General features: G+C 59.2%; 20 protein-coding genes and 1 pseudogene. All 21 read left to right on the top strand.

Features of this window, described 5'->3' with window-relative positions:
• Window positions 1-749: pseudogene (locus tag OCW50_RS31165) on the top strand (DDE-type integrase/transposase/recombinase); the annotation flags it as partial.
• Between the two features lie 292 nt (window positions 750-1,041).
• On the top strand, window positions 1,042-1,362 hold the full coding sequence (locus OCW50_RS31160; protein ID WP_210806968.1) for an iron-sulfur cluster assembly accessory protein: 321 nt from the start codon (window positions 1,042-1,044) through the stop codon (window positions 1,360-1,362).
• Window positions 1,363-1,386: 24 nt separating this feature from the next.
• Window positions 1,387-2,391 carry a Fe-S cluster assembly protein NifU gene (gene nifU / locus OCW50_RS31155; RefSeq protein ID WP_210806928.1) on the top strand — a complete coding sequence of 335 codons (1,005 nt, stop codon included), beginning with the start codon at window positions 1,387-1,389 and terminating at the stop codon, window positions 2,389-2,391.
• Entirely contained in the window at window positions 2,388-3,584 is a 1,197-nt protein-coding gene (gene nifS, locus OCW50_RS31150) for a cysteine desulfurase NifS (protein WP_210806930.1), read from the top strand. The genes nifU and nifS overlap by 4 nt, the downstream gene beginning before the upstream one ends.
• Before the next feature lie 242 nt (window positions 3,585-3,826).
• Window positions 3,827-4,066 (top strand): hypothetical protein, encoded by a 240-nt coding sequence (locus tag OCW50_RS31145; RefSeq protein ID WP_210806932.1) that lies wholly within the window; start codon window positions 3,827-3,829, stop codon window positions 4,064-4,066.
• Window positions 4,063-4,281, top strand: a complete 219-nt coding sequence (locus tag OCW50_RS31140) for a hypothetical protein (protein WP_210806934.1) — start codon at window positions 4,063-4,065, stop codon at window positions 4,279-4,281. Before OCW50_RS31145 ends, OCW50_RS31140 begins: the two co-directional genes overlap by 4 nt.
• Before the next feature lie 714 nt (window positions 4,282-4,995).
• Window positions 4,996-5,370 (top strand): nitrogenase stabilizing/protective protein NifW, encoded by a 375-nt coding sequence (gene nifW, locus OCW50_RS31135; protein WP_210806936.1) that lies wholly within the window; start codon window positions 4,996-4,998, stop codon window positions 5,368-5,370.
• A gap of 197 nt (window positions 5,371-5,567) precedes the next feature.
• Window positions 5,568-6,419 (top strand): electron transfer flavoprotein subunit beta/FixA family protein, encoded by an 852-nt coding sequence (locus OCW50_RS31130; RefSeq protein ID WP_114947316.1) that lies wholly within the window; start codon window positions 5,568-5,570, stop codon window positions 6,417-6,419.
• A gap of 16 nt (window positions 6,420-6,435) precedes the next feature.
• A complete protein-coding gene (locus OCW50_RS31125; protein ID WP_210806938.1) occupies window positions 6,436-7,545 on the top strand; it encodes an electron transfer flavoprotein subunit alpha/FixB family protein in 1,110 nt (369 codons plus the stop codon).
• Window positions 7,546-7,556: 11 nt separating this feature from the next.
• Window positions 7,557-8,864 (top strand): FAD-dependent oxidoreductase, encoded by a 1,308-nt coding sequence (locus OCW50_RS31120; RefSeq protein ID WP_114947338.1) that lies wholly within the window; start codon window positions 7,557-7,559, stop codon window positions 8,862-8,864.
• A 12-nt stretch (window positions 8,865-8,876) separates the two neighbouring features.
• The gene (locus OCW50_RS31115) at window positions 8,877-9,176 is read left to right on the top strand and encodes a ferredoxin family protein (protein WP_114947317.1); all 300 of its coding nucleotides are present in this window, start codon (window positions 8,877-8,879) and stop codon (window positions 9,174-9,176) included.
• A 279-nt stretch (window positions 9,177-9,455) separates the two neighbouring features.
• Window positions 9,456-11,150, top strand: a complete 1,695-nt coding sequence (nifA, locus tag OCW50_RS31110; RefSeq protein ID WP_210806940.1) for a nif-specific transcriptional activator NifA — start codon at window positions 9,456-9,458, stop codon at window positions 11,148-11,150.
• 118 nt (window positions 11,151-11,268) lie between these two features.
• Window positions 11,269-12,324 carry an IS110 family RNA-guided transposase gene (locus OCW50_RS31105; RefSeq protein ID WP_210806942.1) on the top strand — a complete coding sequence of 352 codons (1,056 nt, stop codon included), beginning with the start codon at window positions 11,269-11,271 and terminating at the stop codon, window positions 12,322-12,324.
• A gap of 527 nt (window positions 12,325-12,851) precedes the next feature.
• On the top strand, window positions 12,852-14,330 hold the full coding sequence (gene nifB / locus OCW50_RS31100) for a nitrogenase cofactor biosynthesis protein NifB (protein ID WP_114947320.1): 1,479 nt from the start codon (window positions 12,852-12,854) through the stop codon (window positions 14,328-14,330).
• Window positions 14,331-14,363: 33 nt separating this feature from the next.
• Window positions 14,364-14,570: a 4Fe-4S binding protein gene (locus OCW50_RS31095; protein WP_210806944.1), complete on the top strand. Its 207-nt coding sequence runs from the start codon at window positions 14,364-14,366 to the stop codon at window positions 14,568-14,570.
• Window positions 14,571-14,653: 83 nt separating this feature from the next.
• On the top strand, window positions 14,654-14,992 hold the full coding sequence (locus OCW50_RS31090; RefSeq protein WP_210806946.1) for a nitrogen fixation protein NifZ: 339 nt from the start codon (window positions 14,654-14,656) through the stop codon (window positions 14,990-14,992).
• Window positions 14,973-15,185 carry a putative nitrogen fixation protein NifT gene (nifT, locus tag OCW50_RS31085; protein ID WP_210806948.1) on the top strand — a complete coding sequence of 71 codons (213 nt, stop codon included), beginning with the start codon at window positions 14,973-14,975 and terminating at the stop codon, window positions 15,183-15,185. Before OCW50_RS31090 ends, nifT begins: the two co-directional genes overlap by 20 nt.
• A gap of 42 nt (window positions 15,186-15,227) precedes the next feature.
• Window positions 15,228-15,788: an IS3 family transposase gene (locus OCW50_RS33590; RefSeq protein ID WP_373371540.1), complete on the top strand. Its 561-nt coding sequence runs from the start codon at window positions 15,228-15,230 to the stop codon at window positions 15,786-15,788.
• Window positions 15,737-16,222 carry an integrase core domain-containing protein gene (locus OCW50_RS31080; protein WP_256439476.1) on the top strand — a complete coding sequence of 162 codons (486 nt, stop codon included), beginning with the start codon at window positions 15,737-15,739 and terminating at the stop codon, window positions 16,220-16,222. Before OCW50_RS33590 ends, OCW50_RS31080 begins: the two co-directional genes overlap by 52 nt.
• A 491-nt stretch (window positions 16,223-16,713) precedes the next feature.
• Complete coding sequence (locus OCW50_RS31075) at window positions 16,714-17,148, top strand: aldo/keto reductase (RefSeq protein WP_315974509.1); 435 nt, start codon at window positions 16,714-16,716, stop codon at window positions 17,146-17,148.
• Between the two features lie 105 nt (window positions 17,149-17,253).
• Window positions 17,254-18,282 (top strand): LLM class flavin-dependent oxidoreductase, encoded by a 1,029-nt coding sequence (locus tag OCW50_RS31070; RefSeq protein ID WP_210806954.1) that lies wholly within the window; start codon window positions 17,254-17,256, stop codon window positions 18,280-18,282.
• The last annotated feature ends 152 nt before the right edge of the window (window positions 18,283-18,434 follow it).

Here is an 18,434-nt window from a genome sequence, read left to right as displayed (position 1 = left end):
AAGGCGGAAGGCCTGGGCCGCCTGCCGCCGGCGCAGCAGCGCAAACGGGAGAGCGGCAGATTCAAGGATTACGATCTCGGCTTCGTGCACATGGACATCAAGCACCTGCCCAAGCTGAGAACCGCCAATGGCGAGAGCCGCAAACGCTTTCTCTATGTGGCTATCGACCGTTGCTCGCGTTGGGTGCATCTGGCGGTCAAGGACGACGAGCTGATCACCAGCGCGGTCGCCTTCCTGAAAGAGGCGGTCCGCGCCTTCCCCTTCAAGGTCACGCACATCCTGACCGACCGTGGCTCGTGCTTTACCGCCGATGGCTTTGAGGACGCCTGCCGCCAGCTGAAAGTGGAGCAGCGCAGGACTAAGCCGTACACGCCGCAAACCAACGGTCTCGTCGAGCGCTTCAACGGCCGGGTGCAGCGCGAGGTGCTGGGAATCACGATCGACACCACCGGGATCTGGAGACGCTGCTCAAAGGCTTCAATCAGGCCTACAACTGCAGACGCCAGCGCGGGTTGAAGGGGCGATCCCCCGAGCAGGTCGTGCACAGCCGCTTGGTCGCCGAGCCGACGCTGGCCAACCGCCGCTACAAGCCACCCGATGCAGACGCTTTGCCGCCAGCCCTCCAGGTCGTCGCTCATGCCAAGGAGGTCTCGCATCCAGACAACCTAGGACGAGAGAGCTTCAAAACTCATGCCAACTGCGCCGCACCCTCTCTAGAAGTAATTTCTCCATCCTGGTCAACGGCTTGAGCGACGGGCAGGAACTCGGGCCGAACATCACCATGCCGCGAATGCGACAAACCTGACAGGAAATGTCGACGGCTTGGCGCCTCCCCCGGAGCGGCCGACAAGATTGCTCCACGGCAGCAATGCAACTCACCGGGATCCAACCGCGCTGAGTGTGGTCCGATATTCGACAATGTCCGACAGGCGACATGGCAGTGTTGCAGCCAACACATTGTTCTGGAATGCATTTTCCTTTCTGGCACAGGACATGCATGGTTCCCCGCAAATGCGTCGCAGAGTGAGGAGAGGACGTCCAATGATCACGCTCACCGACAATGCTGTCGCCGCTGTGAGGACTGCGCTTCATCGATCCGCCGAACCGGTCGAGGGCTTGCGCATCATGGTTCAAGCCGGCGGCTGCGCCGGCTTCAAATACCTAATGGGCCTGGACAGTGTCGTGCACGAGGGCGATGCGATCATCGAAAGAGATGGGATCAAGGTTTTCATCGACGTACGCTCCCAACCCCTTGTGGCCGGCATGATCGTCGATTTCATCACGGAACTCGATTCCTCCGGCTTTGTCTTCGACAATCCCAACGCACGAGAGAAGTGCGGCTGCGGTAAATCCTTTGGCTGATCGCGTGAAACAGGGAGTAGGGTCATGTGGGACTACAGTGACCAGGTGAAGGAACACTTCTTCAACCCAAGGAATGCCGGCGTTCTGGAAACAGCCAATGCTGTCGGCGAGGCTGGCGCCATCTCTTGCGGCGATGCGCTTAGGTTGATGATCCACATTGATCCACTGACGGAGACGATCACTGACGCGAAATTTCAGACGTTCGGCTGCGGCTCCGCGATTGCCTCCTCGTCGGCGCTCACCGAACTCATCATCGGAAAAACCGTCGACGAAGTGCTCCGGATCACTAATCAGGACATAGTTGACTTTCTCGGTGGCCTTCCGCTGGAGAAGATGCATTGCTCAGTGATGGGTTACGAGGCACTGCAGGCTGCAATCAGTAATTTTCGTGGCGAGCAATGGGTCAATGACCATGACGAAAGCGCGCTGGTTTGCAAATGCTTCGGTGTCGACGAAACGATAATTGAACGGGCCGTCCGCATCAACAGGCTCACCACCATCGAGCAGATCTCTCACTACACAAAGGCGGGTGGCGGCTGCAGCACGTGCTTAGAATCCGTTGAGGAAGTGCTTGTCCGAATCAATGCAGCGATGGCGGCTGAAGGCCTCATTACGGCAGAACAGGCTTATGTTGTTGGCGCGACGGATATCCGCGCACTCAACAACGAGGCGAGGGCGAGCACACAATCGGAACCGGTGGTCGCATCCGGTAAGACGCCGAGAATATCGCCACTCAGAACAGCTCGCTTTCCAGCGAAACCGGGAGCTGCCAGCCATCGATTGACGCCTCTGCAGCGAATTCGCTTGATAGAAGACGCTGTCGAGGGCGTGCGCTCTCACCTGAAGGCCGACGGCGGGGATTGCGAGCTTGTGGATGTCGACGGCGACCAGGTCTACGTCCGACTCTCCGGCCGATGCGCCGACTGTCAGATCGCCTCGGCTACTATCAACAGCATGCGCCAGAAACTTCATGAGGCGACTGGGCTCGCGCTTTGCGTCATTCCTGTCAGCAGGGGATCCCACCCATGAGGCCTATCTATCTCGACAATAACGCGACGACCCGAGTCGATCCTGAAGTCGTCCAAGCGATGCTACCGTTATTTACGGATCAATTCGGCAATCCTTCGTCGATACACGATTTCGGTGCCTCCGTGGGTGCGGCGGTGAAGAAGGCACGCCTGCAATTGCAAGCGCTGATCGGTGCGGAGTTTGACCATGAGATCACCTTCACCTCAGGTGGGACGGAAAGTGACAATGCAGCGATTCTTTCGGCGCTTGAGGTGATGCCTCACCGCACGGAGATCGTGACCTCCGCGGTCGAACACCCAGCCGTGCTGACGCTATGTGCGCATCTTGAGAAGACGCGTGGCATCAAGGTGCACACTATCCCAGTGGATCGCCATGGCAGGCTAGACCTTGATGCCTACCGGGCCGCTCTCACCCCGCATGTGGCAATCGTCTCGATCATGTGGGCGAACAACGAAACCGGTACTATCTTCCCCGTGGCCGAGCTTGCTGATTTAGCTAAGGAAGTTGGCGCGCTTTTTCATACCGACGCGGTGCAGGCGGTCGGCAAGCTCCCGATGGACGTGAAGTCTGTCGCAATTGATATGTTGTCGCTGTCCGGCCACAAGGTGCACGGTCCAAAAGGGATTGGCGCACTTTATGTCAGGCGGGGTGTGCGCTTCCGCTCACTAGTGAAAGGAGGACACCAGGAACGCGACCGGCGTGCGGGCACTGAGAACACTGCCGGCATAGTCGGGTTTGGCAAGGCGGCCGAACTCGCCTTGAAATTTATGGACGATCAGAACACACGGGTAAAGTCGCTCCGCGACCGTCTGGAGAAAGGACTTCTCCAGCGCATCCCAAACGCTTTCGTTAACGGCGACCTGCTGGAGCGGCTGCCGAATACTGCAAACATCGCCTTCGAGTATATCGAAGGAGAGGGCATACTACTTCTCCTCAGTCGCGAAGGTATTGCCTGCTCCTCAGGCTCAGCCTGCTCGTCTGGCTCGCTGGAGCCGAGCCATGTCCTCAGGGCGATGAACGTCCCCTTTACCGCGGCACACGGTGCAATCCGCTTCTCCTTCTCGCGCGACAACAGCGAGGACGATGTCGACCGGGTACTGGAGGTAATGCCCGGAATCGTGGAGAAGTTGCGTGATCTTTCGCCGTTCGGGGGACGTAGAGACGAAGTTTCAAGGAACTTTGATCCGGTCTAGGCCGGAGGTGTAGAAGAGCCGATAGCAGGTCATGAGATGTCCGGTCTTTCTCAGACGATATGCCCCTGCGCGATGACGAGCATCCACCCGACGTTAGCTTCACGATGGCAGAGAAGCTGAAAATGGCCGGGTCACTCCCGACGGCCGGCGTCACCGAGATCGACACCGGCAGGGCCATGGACGCAGACGAGACCGAGGCAATTCGCGGTGCGTTTCACCGTTGGACTCACAGGAGGTAGCGGATGACATCGCAGGATTTCGACCCGGCTCACGAGCGCGGTGTCGGCGCCGTTACTCGATCGGTGCCTGCCCCGAAAATCCGGCTGATCGCCAAGCTCAGGCTTTATCAGGGAGAACCGCTTCAGGTCACCGAGTGCTTGGCCGCGCGGGCCGCCGCCCCTAGCTTCTTCGTCGCGGCGGGGGCGAAGATGCATTGCCTACCGACCGCTACCATCTCGCCCGAGTCATCGAGAAAGCCGTGAGCGTCGGCGATGTGGCGCTGGATGAGGTGGCCGCCGCGACAGCCGTCCCCGACGGCACGAGCATAGGCCTCAAGCTTGCAGCGTCGTCTGGACTCGACGCCCATGTTGTGCGGGCCGCCCGCCGGCCGACAGCAGCCAGCAAGCCGCTCGTCGGGGGCGTTGTTTTCACCTATGAATCCGGCGGCCAGGACAAAATGGGCCCTCACTGCAGCTGAGCTGGTCGAGCTCTTCGACAGCCTGTGCAGCGAGGTTGCCGGCGGAACCGGGGAAATCGGTTGAGGCCAGGGATGTCATTTATCCTCACCACCACTCCTTCCGGCATAGCAGCCGAGCGACGCGACGTAAAAGCCGTTCCCTCGTCCTTGACGGCCATGCTCCGTGAGGAAATCGCCTGCGTGAAGGCGCACGACCTCGCCCCGTGTGCGGCAAGCTCAAAATTATGCTCATTTATCCCGGAGTTCACGTGAGCATCCGGCACCGGATCACTAATGAGTTGTGGCGGCAGGGCTCCCCAGCGTGCTTGCCGATCTGGGCGCTCCGTCTCATGACGAATGTCGACTTCCATCCGGACGCAATGGTCGGCCAGCGCTGCCTGATCGTTCATGGCACCCGTGCCGTCGTCGGCAAGAGCGCCGGAGTCGGCCGTTATGTGGCCTCCTCCGACAGTGTGACACTGGTCGTCATATCCTGTGCGCCAGGAGAGCGCTGTTCGGCCCCTGTGAACTCAATGCAGCGGTCACCGAGTAGGTCCTGCGTCAACTGACGGCGGTTGACATACCCAGCCGCATTGTTACTTGCCGACCGGCCGGAGACGCGATGTCCTGGCTCGTCAACCCTGTCTCGCTCCCCGAACTGAGGCTTTCGCAGTTGCAACGTCAACTTACCACAAAATCGCCCGAGCCCACCATTGTCGATCAGGAGAGAATGCAATGAGCATCGGTCCCGCTAAAATCCGTCACATCGATGTTCTCGCGCAACTCGAGGATCTGTCGAATGCGGAGGAGTTCTTCGCGGTCCTTGGCGTCTCCTATGATCCGAAGGTGCTCAAAGTCTCAAGGTTCCATATTATGAAGCGTATGGGGCAATACCTCGCCGCAGAGGACTTCTCTAAAGTTCCCGACCAGGTGATCGCGGCGCGGGTGTGCGCCATATTGGAACGCGCCTACGAGGACTTCGCGAGTTCCTCACCGCTCAAGCACCGAGTCTTTAAAGTGCTTCGAGATCACGATCCGGACAAACCTACCGCTCGGAGCCGCACCTTCATCCCACTCGATTCCGTCTCGACGCTGTTCGGAAAGATATGAAGGCGACACGATTTCAATGAGACAATGTCGAGAAGCTGACAAGTTAAGTCATCACGATGGCATATTTAGAAGAAAGAAATGTGATTTCAAAGACATAGAGGAAGGCACCATGACTGGTACGAATGATGCTAGGTAAGGACTAGGTAAGGAAATGAACCCACAAGCCCGCATCCGGATAGTAGCCTAGCGAGACCGCCATGCACATCGTAGTCTGTATTAAGCAAGTACCGGACTCGGCGCAGATACGCGTCCATCCGGTGACAAACACGATCATGCGTCAGGGTGTGCCGACGATCATTAACCCTTATGACCTGTTCGCCCTTGAAGAGGCACTTAGATTGCGCGACACCCATGGCGGTGAGGTCACTGTGCTCACCATGGGGCCACCCATGGCAGAGGATGCGCTGCGCAAAGCGCTCACCTACGGGGCTGACCGCGCGGTGCTCTTGACCGATCGGTTTTTTGCCGGCTCCGACACGCTGGCGACATCCTTTGCTCTCTCCCAAGCAATCGTGAGGGTTGGCCAGGCTTTTGGTACCCCAGACATCGTCTTCACTGGCAAGCAGACTATAGACGGCGACACCGCCCAAGTCGGGCCCGGAATCGCAAAACGCCTGGACCTGCTCCAGCTCACCTATGTCGCGAAGATCGCTTCTGTTGATCCCCTCGCGCGCGAGATCGCGGTGGAGCGCCGCTCGGAAGGCGGCACGCAAATGCTGAAGAGCAGGCTGCCTTGCCTCATCACGATGCTGGAGGGCACCAATGAGATCCGCCGCGGCTCTCTCGCCGACGCTCTGCGCGCTGCGCGCAGCCAGGTCGTGAAGTGGAGTGCGGCTGACGCCGGGATCGAGGACCTCACTAAATGTGGCCTGCGCGGCTCTCCGACGGTCGTCAAGCGCGTTTTCGCCCCTCCCTCGCGGGCAGAAAAGGCAATGCAAATCGACACCACCGACAAGACGCTGCGCGACCTTGCCAACGAACTGGCCGCTACGATCCTGACCCGCCAGCCAGCGCTGGAACACGAACTGACCTTCCGCGACGGCGTGTGACGCCAAGGAGCAGACGATGTCGACTGCGAAGCGAGAAACCCCTCCTCCCGCCGCCGGCCGCGCTGGCATGAAGAAGGAACTGCCCGAGCATTTCAAGGATTACCGGCACGTCTGGGTCTTCATCGAGCGGGAGCGTGGGCAGATCCATCCTGTCTCCTTCGAACTGCTCGGCGCAGGTCGCAAACTCGCTGACAAGCTCGGCGCCCAGCTCGCGGGTGTCGTGCTCGGGCCGCCGGGAGAGGCCACCAAGCATGCCGTTGCCGAAGCTTTCGCTTACAATGCTGACCTTGTCTACGTCGTAGAGGCGCCGCTGCTGGCCGACTACCGGAACGAGCCTTTTACCAAGGCGATGGCGGATCTGGTCAATACCTACAAACCCGAGATCCTGCTCCTTGGGGCGACCACGCTTGGCAGGGATCTTGCCGGCTCTGTGGCGACGACCTTGCTGACAGGACTCACGGCCGACTGCACGGAACTCGATGTGGATACAGACGGTTCGCTGGCCGCAACGCGACCAACTTTCGGTGGTTCTTTGTTATGCACGATCTACACGCTCAACTACCGACCGCAGATGGCAACGGTGCGACCGAGGGTAATGGTCATGCCGCAGCGGGTGGACAAGCCGGTCGGGCGTATCATCAAGCACACCCTGTCGATGGCCGAGGAAGAAATCGTTACCAAAGTCCTCGGCTTCCTGTCCGATGGCCAGTCGACAACGGCAAAGCTTGCCTATGCCAACGTCGTGGTTGCCGGTGGCCTCGGTCTCGGCTCGGCGGAGAACCTGCAGCTTGTGAAAAATCTCGCGCGGGCGATCGGTGCCGAATATGGCTGCTCGCGCCCGCTGGTACAGAAGGGCTGGATGCCCGCTGATCGGCAGATCGGCCAAACCGGCAAGACTATTCGGCCAAAGCTTTACATAGCGGCCGGGATTTCCGGTGCCATCCAGCATCGGGTGGGTGTCGAGGGGGCCGATCTGATCGTGGCCATCAACACCGACCCGAACGCCCCAATCTTCGATTTCGCCCATGTCGGGGTCCTCACCGATGCGCTTCGCTTCCTGCCGGTATTGACGGACGCCTTCACCGAGCGGCTGTCGCCGCACAATCGCGGCAATCTTGCGAGCTAATGGACGCGGTCATGACCGAGCAAAAATTCGACGCCATTGTCATCGGGGCCGGCATGTCCGGCAACGCAGCAGCTTACACGATGGCAAGTCAGGGATTGAAGGTGCTGCAGTTGGAGCGCGGTGAGTATCCGGGCTCCAAGAATGTTCAGGGTGCCATCATGTATGCGGACATGCTGGAGAAAATCATCCCGAATTTTCGAGATGATGCCCCCCTCGAGCGACATCTGGTCGAGCAGCGCTTCTGGATAATGGACGACACGTCCCACACCGGAGTGCACTATCGATCAGAAGACTTCAACGAGGTCAAGCCTAACCGCTATACGATTATCCGCACCCAGTTCGACAAGTGGTTTTCGCGCAAGGTACGCGAGGCCGGCGCGACGGTTCTGTGCGAGACGACGGTGACGGAACTCGTCCGCGATACCAAGGGTAAGGTAATCGGTGTCTGCACTGACCGCGCTGGCGGAGTGGTCTTTGCGGACGTCATCGTGCTAGCAGAAGGTGTTAACGGACTGCTTGGCACGCGGGCTGGCCTTCGCGAGAGCCCGAAGCCGGAAACCGTGGCGCTTGCCGTCAAGGAAATGCATTTTCTGCCCGAAGAGGTCATTGAGCAGCGGTTTGGCCTCAAGGCCGATGAAGGCTGCGTGATTGAGGCGGCGGGGACGATCTCCCGCAGCATGGCCGGGCTCGCCTTCCTCTACACCAACAAGGAATCGGTCTCACTCGGCATCGGCTGCCTCGTCTCCGCTTTTACCTCGACCATGGAGAGTCCTTACGTCCTCCTCGATGCTTTCAGAAACCACCCTTCCATCCGGCCGCTGATCGAGGGCTCGGAGGTCAAGGAATATGCCGCGCATCTCATTCCCGAAGGCGGCTACAAGGCGATTCCGCAGCTCTTCGGCGATGGTTGGGTGGTAGTAGGCGATGCCGCGCAATTGAATAACGCCGTTCACCGCGAGGGCTCGAACCTTGCCATGACCTCCGGCCGCATCGCCGGCGAGGCAATCGTCCAACTCAAAAGCCGCATGGATCCAATGACCAAGCAGAATCTTGCCCTCTACAAAACTATGCTGGACGAGTCCTTCGTAGTCAAAGACCTAATCAAATACAAAGACATGCCAGCTCTGCTCCATACCAATTCCCGCAATTTCTTCATGACCTACCCACAGCTGATGTCGAAGGCCGCACAGAACTTCATGCGGGTCGATGGCACCCCGAAACTCGAGAAGGAAAGGGCGACTATTGCTGACTTCATCAGGGCACGGTCGCGCTGGGGTCTGGTCAGCGACGCAGTCCGCCTAGCATTCGCCTGGCGTTGACGGAGAGACGAGATGACGACTATAGTGACGAAGTTACGCGTCGAGGACAAGCTTTATCAGAACCGTTATCTGGTTGACTCAGGGCGCCCCCATATCAAAGTGAGACCGCACGAGAGGCCTAGCGCGACCCTACTGGCGCTCACCCGCGTCTGCCCGGCCAAATGCTATGAGTTGAACGACAGGGGCCAAGTGGAGATTGCCGCCGACGGTTGTATGGAGTGCGGCACCTGCCGGATACTCTGCGAGGCCAGCGGTGAAATTACGTGGAATTATCCGCGTGGCGGCTTCGGCGTCCTCTTCAAGTTCGGATGACTGGTGTACGTATTGTTTCAAGAGCGTGAACCGGGAGACACCCGCAATTGCGATGAAACACCGCGCAAAAATTTGCTAAGAGCGCTCTCCCCGTATAAGAACTGTCTCCTAATCTAAGATGGGCGCCAGAAGATCATGTTCTTGTAACTCACAATCCAAATGGTACTTAGGGGGACCATCCTAGATAAGCCCTGAAGGATTTCCATCACCCACATGCTGCGGGATCGGGTCTATGAAGTAGGACCGCGGAACACCCGGCCTGAACCAACGATCAAAGCCATGTACAAAGCAGATCAATTGCTCACGGGAATCTACGAGATATCGGAGGTCCTAACTGCCCCAAACCGGCTGGAGATCACGCTCGCCAATGTCGTGGGAATCCTCCCCTCGTTTCTACGAATGCGTCACGGAGCAATCCTCGTCGTGGATGCTGAAGGAGAGACAGAGATTGCCGCTACTGCTGGCAATACCCACTCGCTTCAATCAGGCACTCGTTACGTCATACCGCAGGCTGTAGTCAACGAAATCGTCGCTACGGGGACGCCGCTCGTCATCCAGGATGTCCGCAAGTCCGAACTATTTCAGGTCGACTTTCAATCGTCTTCAAGCGGGGAGCCCCTTGCAATTACCTTCATCGGCGTTCCGATAAAGGCTGAGCACAAGATCCTTGGGACATTGTCGATCGACCGCGTCGCGGATGGCACCACCAGCGTCCGTGATGACGAGGAAGTAGGCTTCTTGACCATGGTCGCCAACCTAATCGGGCGGACCATCCGACTCCATCGCACCCTGAGCATGGATGGGCAGCGGCTTACCGGAGAGACACGAACACCAGAGAAAGCACTCGACAAGGAAAGGACCGTGCCCGCCCGGCTTCATCGTGCCAAACTCGACTGGATTATCGGTGAAAGTCCCGCAGTCAAGCAGGTGCTCGAAACCGTTTCGGTAGTAGCACAGACGAATACCAGTGTGCTTCTGCGGGGTGAAAGCGGCACCGGGAAGGAATTCTTCGCACAGGCCATCCATAAGCTTTCACCGCGGGCGAATAAGGCTTTCGTCAAATTGAACTGCGCTGCACTGCCTGAAACTATTCTGGAATCGGAGCTATTCGGGCATGAAAAAGGTGCCTTCACCGGGGCTATCTCGCAACGCGCCGGCCGTTTCGAGTTAGCGAACGGTGGAACCCTGCTTCTTGATGAAATCGGCGAGATTTCGCCTGCCTTTCAAGCCAAGCTGTTGCGCGTCTTGCAGGAAGGTGAGTTGGAGCGAGTCGGCGGCACCAGGACGCTAAAGGTCGACGTCCGGCTCATATGCGCCACCAATAAGGACCTTGAGACAGCTGTCGTGAACGGGGAGTTTAGGGCCGACCTCTATTACCGAATTAATGTGGTGCCGATTGTCCTACCACCGCTTCGAGAGCGCCCCGGCGATATTCCACGCCTCGCGAGAGCCTTCCTCGACCGGTTCAACAGGGAGAATCATCGCGAGCTCGCCTTCGCGGCGTCGGCGCTCGACCTGGTCTCGCAATGCTACTTCCCTGGCAACGTCCGCGAACTGGAGAACTGTGTGAGAAGGACGGCTACACTTGCGCATTCGAGGACGATCACTCCGTCGGATTTCGCCTGCCAGAACAGCCAGTGCCTTTCTTCACTCATCTGGAAAGGACCTAACCGTTGGAATGGCGGCAGAGCCATCAACGAGCTCGCCCACGGCACCATTATGCCGGCTGGATTGCCGTTGCCGGTTAAGCGAACTGGCGCTACGGAGGGCGATGTGCCGGCCGATGATGCTTGCGGACCGGACGGTCTCGCTCGCCCGATAGTGGGCTCGCGCCTTACGGAACGCGACCGGCTAATCGACGCAATGGAGAAGGCCGGTTGGGTTCAGGCCAAGGCGGCGCGTATTCTCGGCCTCACGCCGCGGCAAGTCAGCTATGCTCTGCGCCGGCAGCAGATCGAGGTGAAGAAGTTCTAAACGTCCTGGTGACGTCAGACGCCAGACTGGAGATGCACCTAATGGGATGGTCCGGCCGTGCTCCTGCCCCGCTTGTTCGTAAGCTGTGGGGCTTTAAGCCACGCAAGGGGCACGTCCCATGTCACGGTCTTCTTCCTCTTCCGCCATTGCCACGCTCGGTGTCGATCTGGGCAAGAACAGCTTTCACCTCGTCGGCCAGGATGAGCGCGGTTCCATCGTGCTGCGGATCAAGCTCTCCCGCGCCCAGCTCACGCCGCGCCTGGCCAATATCCCGCCGTGCCTGATCGGCATGGAGGCCTGTGCCGGGGCTCACCACATCGGCCGCCTGCTCCAGGCACTGGGTCACGAGGTACGCCTGATCCCTGCTCAATACGTCAAACCCTTCCTCAAGGGGCACAAGAATGACTACCGTGATGCCGAAGCCATCGCAGAGGCGGTGCAACGGCCCACCATGTCGTTCGTGGCGATCAAGACGCCGGACCAGATGGATCTGCTTGCCCTGCACCGCGTGCGCTCGCGCCTGGTCAGCAAGCGCACGGGCGTCACCAACCAGATCCGGGGCTTCCTGCTCGAGCGCGGTATCACCGTACGCCAGGGGCTTGCGCCCTTGCGTCAGGCCCTGCCAGGCATCCTGGCTTCGTCCTCTGATGCCCTGTCGCTGCGCATCGTTCATCTCATCGCCGATCTGGCTGAGGATTGGCGTCAGCTCGACGAGCGCATTGCCGCGGCCTCGGCCGAGATCGAGGCGCTGGCCGCCCAAGACGAGCACTGCCAACGCCTAATGAGCGTGCTAGGTGTCGGGCCGATCATCTCCAGTGCCGTGGTGGCGGCGATCGGCACCGGGGCCGGGTTCAAGCAGGGGCGGGACTTCGGCGCCTGGCTCGGGCTGGTGCCCAAGCAGGAGTCGACCGGCGACCGCACCATCCTGGGCAAGATCTCCAAACGCGGCAACAAGTACCTGCGGACGCTGTTCGTGCAGGTAGCCCACATTGTTCTGGTGCGCCGCCCCCACGGAGCGAAGCTCGGCCTGTGGCCCTGGATAGAGGCTGCGGGACGGCGGCTGCATCGCAACATGCTGGTGATTGCGCTCGCCAACAAGCTCGCCCGCATCGCCTGGGCGGTGCTGGCCCGCGGACATGCCTACCAGCCGAGGAGTGCTTCCCATGCCGTCTGAGGTGATCTTGCCCGTGAGCCTTTCCGGAACGGGTTCGCATGAACCATCAACCCTGAGGGTCGAACGATGACAGCCTTCCGACAACCGGCAGTTTCCCGCCGAGGTTTGCGAGAGGATGAAGGAGATGGACGAACGGTCTGCCCGGCGCAACCACAGGACTGGGTGCCATGATGGCCCATTGAGGTCTTGCAGCTAGCGAGTCTTGGATGCGCGCGGATACCCATGCTGGCCCGGAGCTGAGGCTCCACACCGAGGCCGAATACATTGATGCAGCTCTCACGTTTGTCACTCTGCCAACATCTTGCGACGCACGGCCGGACCATACATTGTGGCATTGGAGGTGCCTGAGACACCGGGCCTATCGCAATCCGATTCGCCTGTACATTGTCGAGATCCTGACGAAATGGTGTCGGAGCAAACCAGCAGAATCGGACATGAAAAGCTAACACACTGAACTAAATCCGCTTTTGAACTGGCGTGGCTCTTGCGTGCTGAACTGTCACGTTCACCCAAAACGGAGCCGTTTGATGTCCGTACCGCCGATTTCGCTTGAAAGCCTGACCAGCACGACATCGTTCGACCAATTGTTGACAAACGCAGTATCCATTGGCTGCGCACCTTCACCCTGTGGCTCGTCCGAAAAGCCGGACGACGTGAATCCAGCTATCTGGGAGAAGATCAAGGATCACCCCTGCTTTTCAGAAGAGGCGCACCACTATTTCGCACGCATGCACGTCTCCGTCGCGCCAGCCTGTAATATCCAATGCAATTACTGCAATCGCAAGTATGACTGCGCCAATGAAAGCCGGCCTGGGGTCGTCTCGGAAAGACTGACGCCAGACCAAGCGTTACGCAAGGTGATCGCGGTCGCCAACGAAGTGCCTCAGCTTTCCGTTCTCGGCGTCGCCGGACCCGGCGATGCCTGTTACGACTGGAAGAGGACAAAGGCCACCTTGGGGCTGGTCGCAAGGGAACTTCCCGACATCAAGATGTGCATCTCCACCAATGGGCTCGCGCTGCCGGATCATGTCGCCGAGCTTGCCGACATGAATGTCGATCACGTGACGATCACCATCAACATGGTCGACCCGGACGTCGGAGCAAAGATATATCCGTGGATATTTTACGACCACCGTCGCTACACCGGCATCGAAGCTTCCCGGATCCTGCACGAGCGGCAGATGCTTGGCCTGGAGATGCTGACGGCGCGTGGTATCCTTACCAAGATCAACTCGGTTATGATCCCCAGCGTCAACGACGAGCACCTGATCGAGGTGAACAAGTGGGTCAAGGAGCGTGGCGCGTTCCTGCACAACGTCATGCCGTTGATTTCCGACCAAGCGCACGGGACGTATTACGGCTTGGCCGGGCAGCGCGGCCCGAATGTGATGGAGCTGAAGGCCCTTCAAGACCGTCTGGAAGGGGGCGCCAAGTTGATGCGCCATTGCCGGCAGTGTCGGGCCGATGCCGTCGGCCTGCTCGGCTCCGATCGCGGACAGGAATTCACGCTTAGCGAGATTCCCAGCGAGGTCACTTACAACGGCAAGCGCGGGGCGTACCGCGAGGTGGTCGCCGGGGAGCGCGGAGCACACGTCGCGGCCAAGGTAGCGGCGGCCGCTGCAGTCAAGGCAGCGGGCTCCCGAAAGTCGCTTCTCGTGGCAGTGGCAACTAAAGGAGGCGGCCGCGTCAACGAACACTTCGGGCATTCAAAGGAACTCCAGATTTATCAGGCCTCACCGGAGGGAATCAAGCTCGTCGGGCATCGCAAGATTGCACAATATTGCCACGGCGGCTGGGGCGAGGACACAACTCTCGACGACGTCATCGCTGCGCTTGAAGGCATAGACATCGTGCTGTGCGCTAAGATCGGAGATTGCCCCAAGGATCAGCTCACGGCGGCCGGAATTCGAGCAACGGACGCTTACGGCTATGACTACATCGAGACCGCGATCAGCGCACTTTACATCGCTGAACTCGGTGTAGAGCCACTGGCGGCGATTGCCTGAGCCGTCTCATACCATCCGAAATAGGAGAAAAGAATGGCCTTTAAGATCATCGCATCCCAGTGCACTCAGTGCGGTGCCTGCGAATTCGAATGTCCATCCGCCGCGATCAAGTTCAAGGGTGATACCTACGTGATCGATCCAGACAAGTGCACCGAATGTAAGGGGGCATTCGATATACAGCAATGCGCCTCGGTATGTCCGGTGCCGAAGACCTGCGTTGCCAGCGGATCATCAAATTGACTACTAGCACGGCTAGGGTCATCTCCTAAGGATGACCTTAAACCTCCCTATTGGCAACCTGCAGCCGCCAGAAAGGAACGGCCATGGACCTCGGACGCGAACAGGAGGTCGAAATCCGCAAGCCCCCAGAATTTGGGCTGGGTGAGCGGGTTCGTGCCAGGATCCACATAAAGAATGACGGCACTTATCCTGGTAGAGAGATCGGCGAACACCTAGTGCGGAAGGGCGACGAGGGCTATGTGCGCGATATCGGCACCTTCCTCCAGCAGTTCTACATTTATGCGGTCGAATGGGTCGGTCGCGGTACCGTCGTCGGCATGCGTGCCCGTGAACTAATAAGTCTCAGTAAAGGCCCCCTGACAGCGCCGAAGTTACTGCAGGGTCGAGCGAAGGAACAGCCAGATGAAGATCATGATCCGTAGATCCAGCGCCGGCTTGTCGGCGTACGTTCCCAGGAAAGATCTCGAGGAGCCGATCATCAAGGTTGAAAATGAAAACCTGTGGGGCGGGACCGTAACGCTCAGGAACGGCTGGCGATTTGTCCTGCCCGACCTCCCTCAGGAGACGCGTCTGCCGATCACCGTCGAGGCGAGGAAGATTTCAGATCAGGACTGATGCTGTGGGTTGACAGGACGAAAACGGTAAGATGATACGAGCATGAAAACGATACTGACCTCTGGCCATCTCTTTCTCATTAGGAACCGTGATGCCGGGCAGTCACCCGACCTTGTATCGATGGAAACAGAAGTACGGCGGCCTCACCCTCGACAAGGAGATGCTTTCAGAGGCCATCCGCCCAAAACTATGACGCCTGCTCGGGGCCGGGAGATCGTCGACTTCGTGCGGACTGTCTTTCGGGTGTCGATCCGCCGGGCCTGCCGGGCTGTGCCGGCGCCGCGCTCGACGTATCACTACCGCTCCCGCCGCCCCCAGCAGGCTGCTCTCCGCAAACGCATCCGCGGGGTCGCTGAAGCGCGCGTGCGCTACGGCTACCGCCGGATCTGGATCGTGCTCCGGCGCGAAGGCTGGCCGATCAATGCCAAGCGCGTCTACCGGCTCTACAAGCTCGAGGGATTACCATGCGCCACAAACCACCCCGGCGACGGGTTGCGGCCAAGATCCGCGAGGACCACTCACCGGCTACCGCCCCCAATTAAGTCTGGGCGATGGACTGGATGTACGATCAGCTCTTCGACGGGCGGCGCATCTGGGTCCTGACGATGCTCGACACCTGGAGCCGGATCTGTCCCGTGCTTCGGGTGTGCCGGATCGCCACCCCATGGGAGGTGATCTCAGCCCTGGACGAGGCGGTGCGGCGGTTTGGGAAGCCCAAAACTATCCGGGTTGATCAGGACTGCCAGTTCACCTCGCGCGAGCTCGACCTGTGGGCCTATTCGCATGGGGTGGCGCTCGACTTCAGCCGGCCCGGCAAGCCGACCGATAACGCCTACATCGAATCCTTCAATGCCCGGGTTCGGGCGGAATGCCTGAATCAGAATTGGTTCAGGGATCTGGACGACGCGCGCCGGAAGGTGGAGGATTGGCGGGTTGATTACAACGAAGTGAGACCGCATAGCGCAATCGGTGATAGGCCACCGATGGCTTTGCTCCACCAGGCCTTAGGCGCGCCTGAGGCTGTTCCAGGACCGTAGATTCTCCCACGATCCGGTCCAACTTCGGGGATGCAGCGTTCCATCAAAACAATCAATTTTACCACTCTTTTGGAATGTTGCATAGACAGCAGCACCTGGCGCGCACCGAACGGGCCACTGCTTCCGTCGCGTGACGGGTGACCCAAAAAGGGCCTGACAAGAGGAAGACTTCGCAAGCACTCTGAGGTGCGATGGAGACTATGCCGGGAACATGAGTTGCAACTAGTCAATTCTATGCAACCAGGAGCCCTTGATCAGGCACCCAAACGCGATGAGGGGCAATTTTCGCGACGCGGCTCCGTTGAGTGATGGCGCCGTGTCCGCGTTGAAACGTGTGATAGGAAGGAACATGAGGGCAGACCAACTTACGAAGCAAATCAACGCCAACATTGAGAATCGTACTGAGTCGTCCCACCGGGCGACTTCGGCTGCAGCTATATCGGAAAGCGGCGCGATAACTACCGCCACAGAAATGCCCCCGCTCGGCCTCGATTTGCTGGGTTTGCGTTACTCGACCGCCGTCCCGCGCGGCGGAGGCTGGGGCGGCCGTCGAGTACAGCATCCCCCTCCTGTGCTATGGCACAGCGGCTGGCGGCCTCCTCGGCGACAAATGGCTTGACGGACCGGAACCGCCGGAGCAACTGGAGAATCGTTCGTTGGCGAAGTACGGCATCATCGACGACCTCGGCGGCTGGGACCTGTTCCAGGCCTTTTTGACGATGCTACACCAGGTCGCGGATCCTCATGGGACCGACGCCGTCACGGTCGCTAGCGCTGCGATGCTCGAGCGACCAGGCGTGGCGACTGTCATCATCGGTACGCGACCGCTCTCATCTGGTCTCGAACGTCGCCATCTCTGGCCTCGCCCTGACCGCCGAGGACGTCGACCTTATCACCGAAGCGCTGGCGGAAGCGAGGGAGCCTGAAGGCAATGTCTAGGGGCTGGAGCGCGACGACCAGAACGGCAGTCGCGCCCGCGAATTGTGGTTAACTTGAAGCCCGGTACACGGATGTAAGTTGGAGAAAGTTGAATGAGAAAAGCCTCACCTTCTAAGCTAATGTTCGGCATCTTCGATCATTTGGACGAGAACGGCAGCGCCATTGCACAACAATACGCCGACCGCCTCAGGCTGGCAGAAGCTTGTGACGGACTCGGCTTTTACGCTTACCATCTAGCGGAGCATCATTGTTCGCCACATGGTAGGGCCCCGTCGCCGAATCTGTTCTTGTCGAGCGTCGCACAGCGTACCCGGCAGATTCGCGTCGGCCCACTGGTCATGCTGCTTAGCCTTCATCATCCGCTACGTGCATTTGAGGAGATCTGCATGCTCGACCAATTGAGTGGTGGCAGGGTCGAGATGGGTATAGGGCGCGGCTCTCTTCCGACCGAGTTAAGTTACTTCGGGATAGGTGCGGACGCGGTGCCAGAACGCTATCTTGAAGCGAGCAAAATTCTAACGGAGGCGATGAGGGGCGGCACCCTTTGCTATCAGGGTCACCATTTTCAGCTAGACAACGTCCCGTTGACACTGAGGCCTCATCAACGCCCGCACCCGCCGATATGGATCGCCACCAACCGACCAGAGTCTGCGCGCTGGGCCGCTTCAAACGGCGCAAATATTGCATGTGTAGGACCCGCGTCGTTTGTTCGCAAGATTACTGAAGCATATCGTGCCGAGGGAGGACTCAATACGGGCATGGACGGCCAGCCACCATTTCTTGGATTGCTTCGCATGATTGTTGTCGGGCAGTCTGAAAACCATGCATACTCGCTGGCGGCTCCTGCTTTCGGACGATGGCTTGAAAACTTCAAATTCCTGTACCACCGCAACGCAATTCCCGTTCCACCAAATCTGCCCCCGACCTTCGAGGCCGCAATCGAGAGCGAATTGTGCGTGGTAGGAACGGCGGCTTCTGTGCGACAGGCTCTGTTTGATCAGTTGGAAGAGGCGGGAGCCAACTATCTTCTTTGCCAGGTCGCGTTTGGCGATCTGCCCTTCGACATCTCACTTTTAGCAGCAATGACCATCAAATCCGAATTGATGGACCGAACTGCATGAGTGCGATCATCCCCGAAGAGGCTATCTAAGTAGGTCGCCATAAGACTTGCAACGCGAGAGCCTCGGGTGTTTGCTGGGGCGCATGCAACACCATGATCACTCTCCCGAGACGTGGCTCGACGAGGCGGATCGCACGCGGCTTACTGCCGCGC

The organism is Microvirga sesbaniae (assembly GCF_025460805.1).
GTDB lineage: Bacteria > Pseudomonadota > Alphaproteobacteria > Rhizobiales > Beijerinckiaceae > Microvirga > Microvirga sesbaniae.
The sequence above is the reverse complement of the archived record's forward strand: the minus strand, read 5'-3'. Positions and strand labels throughout refer to the sequence as shown.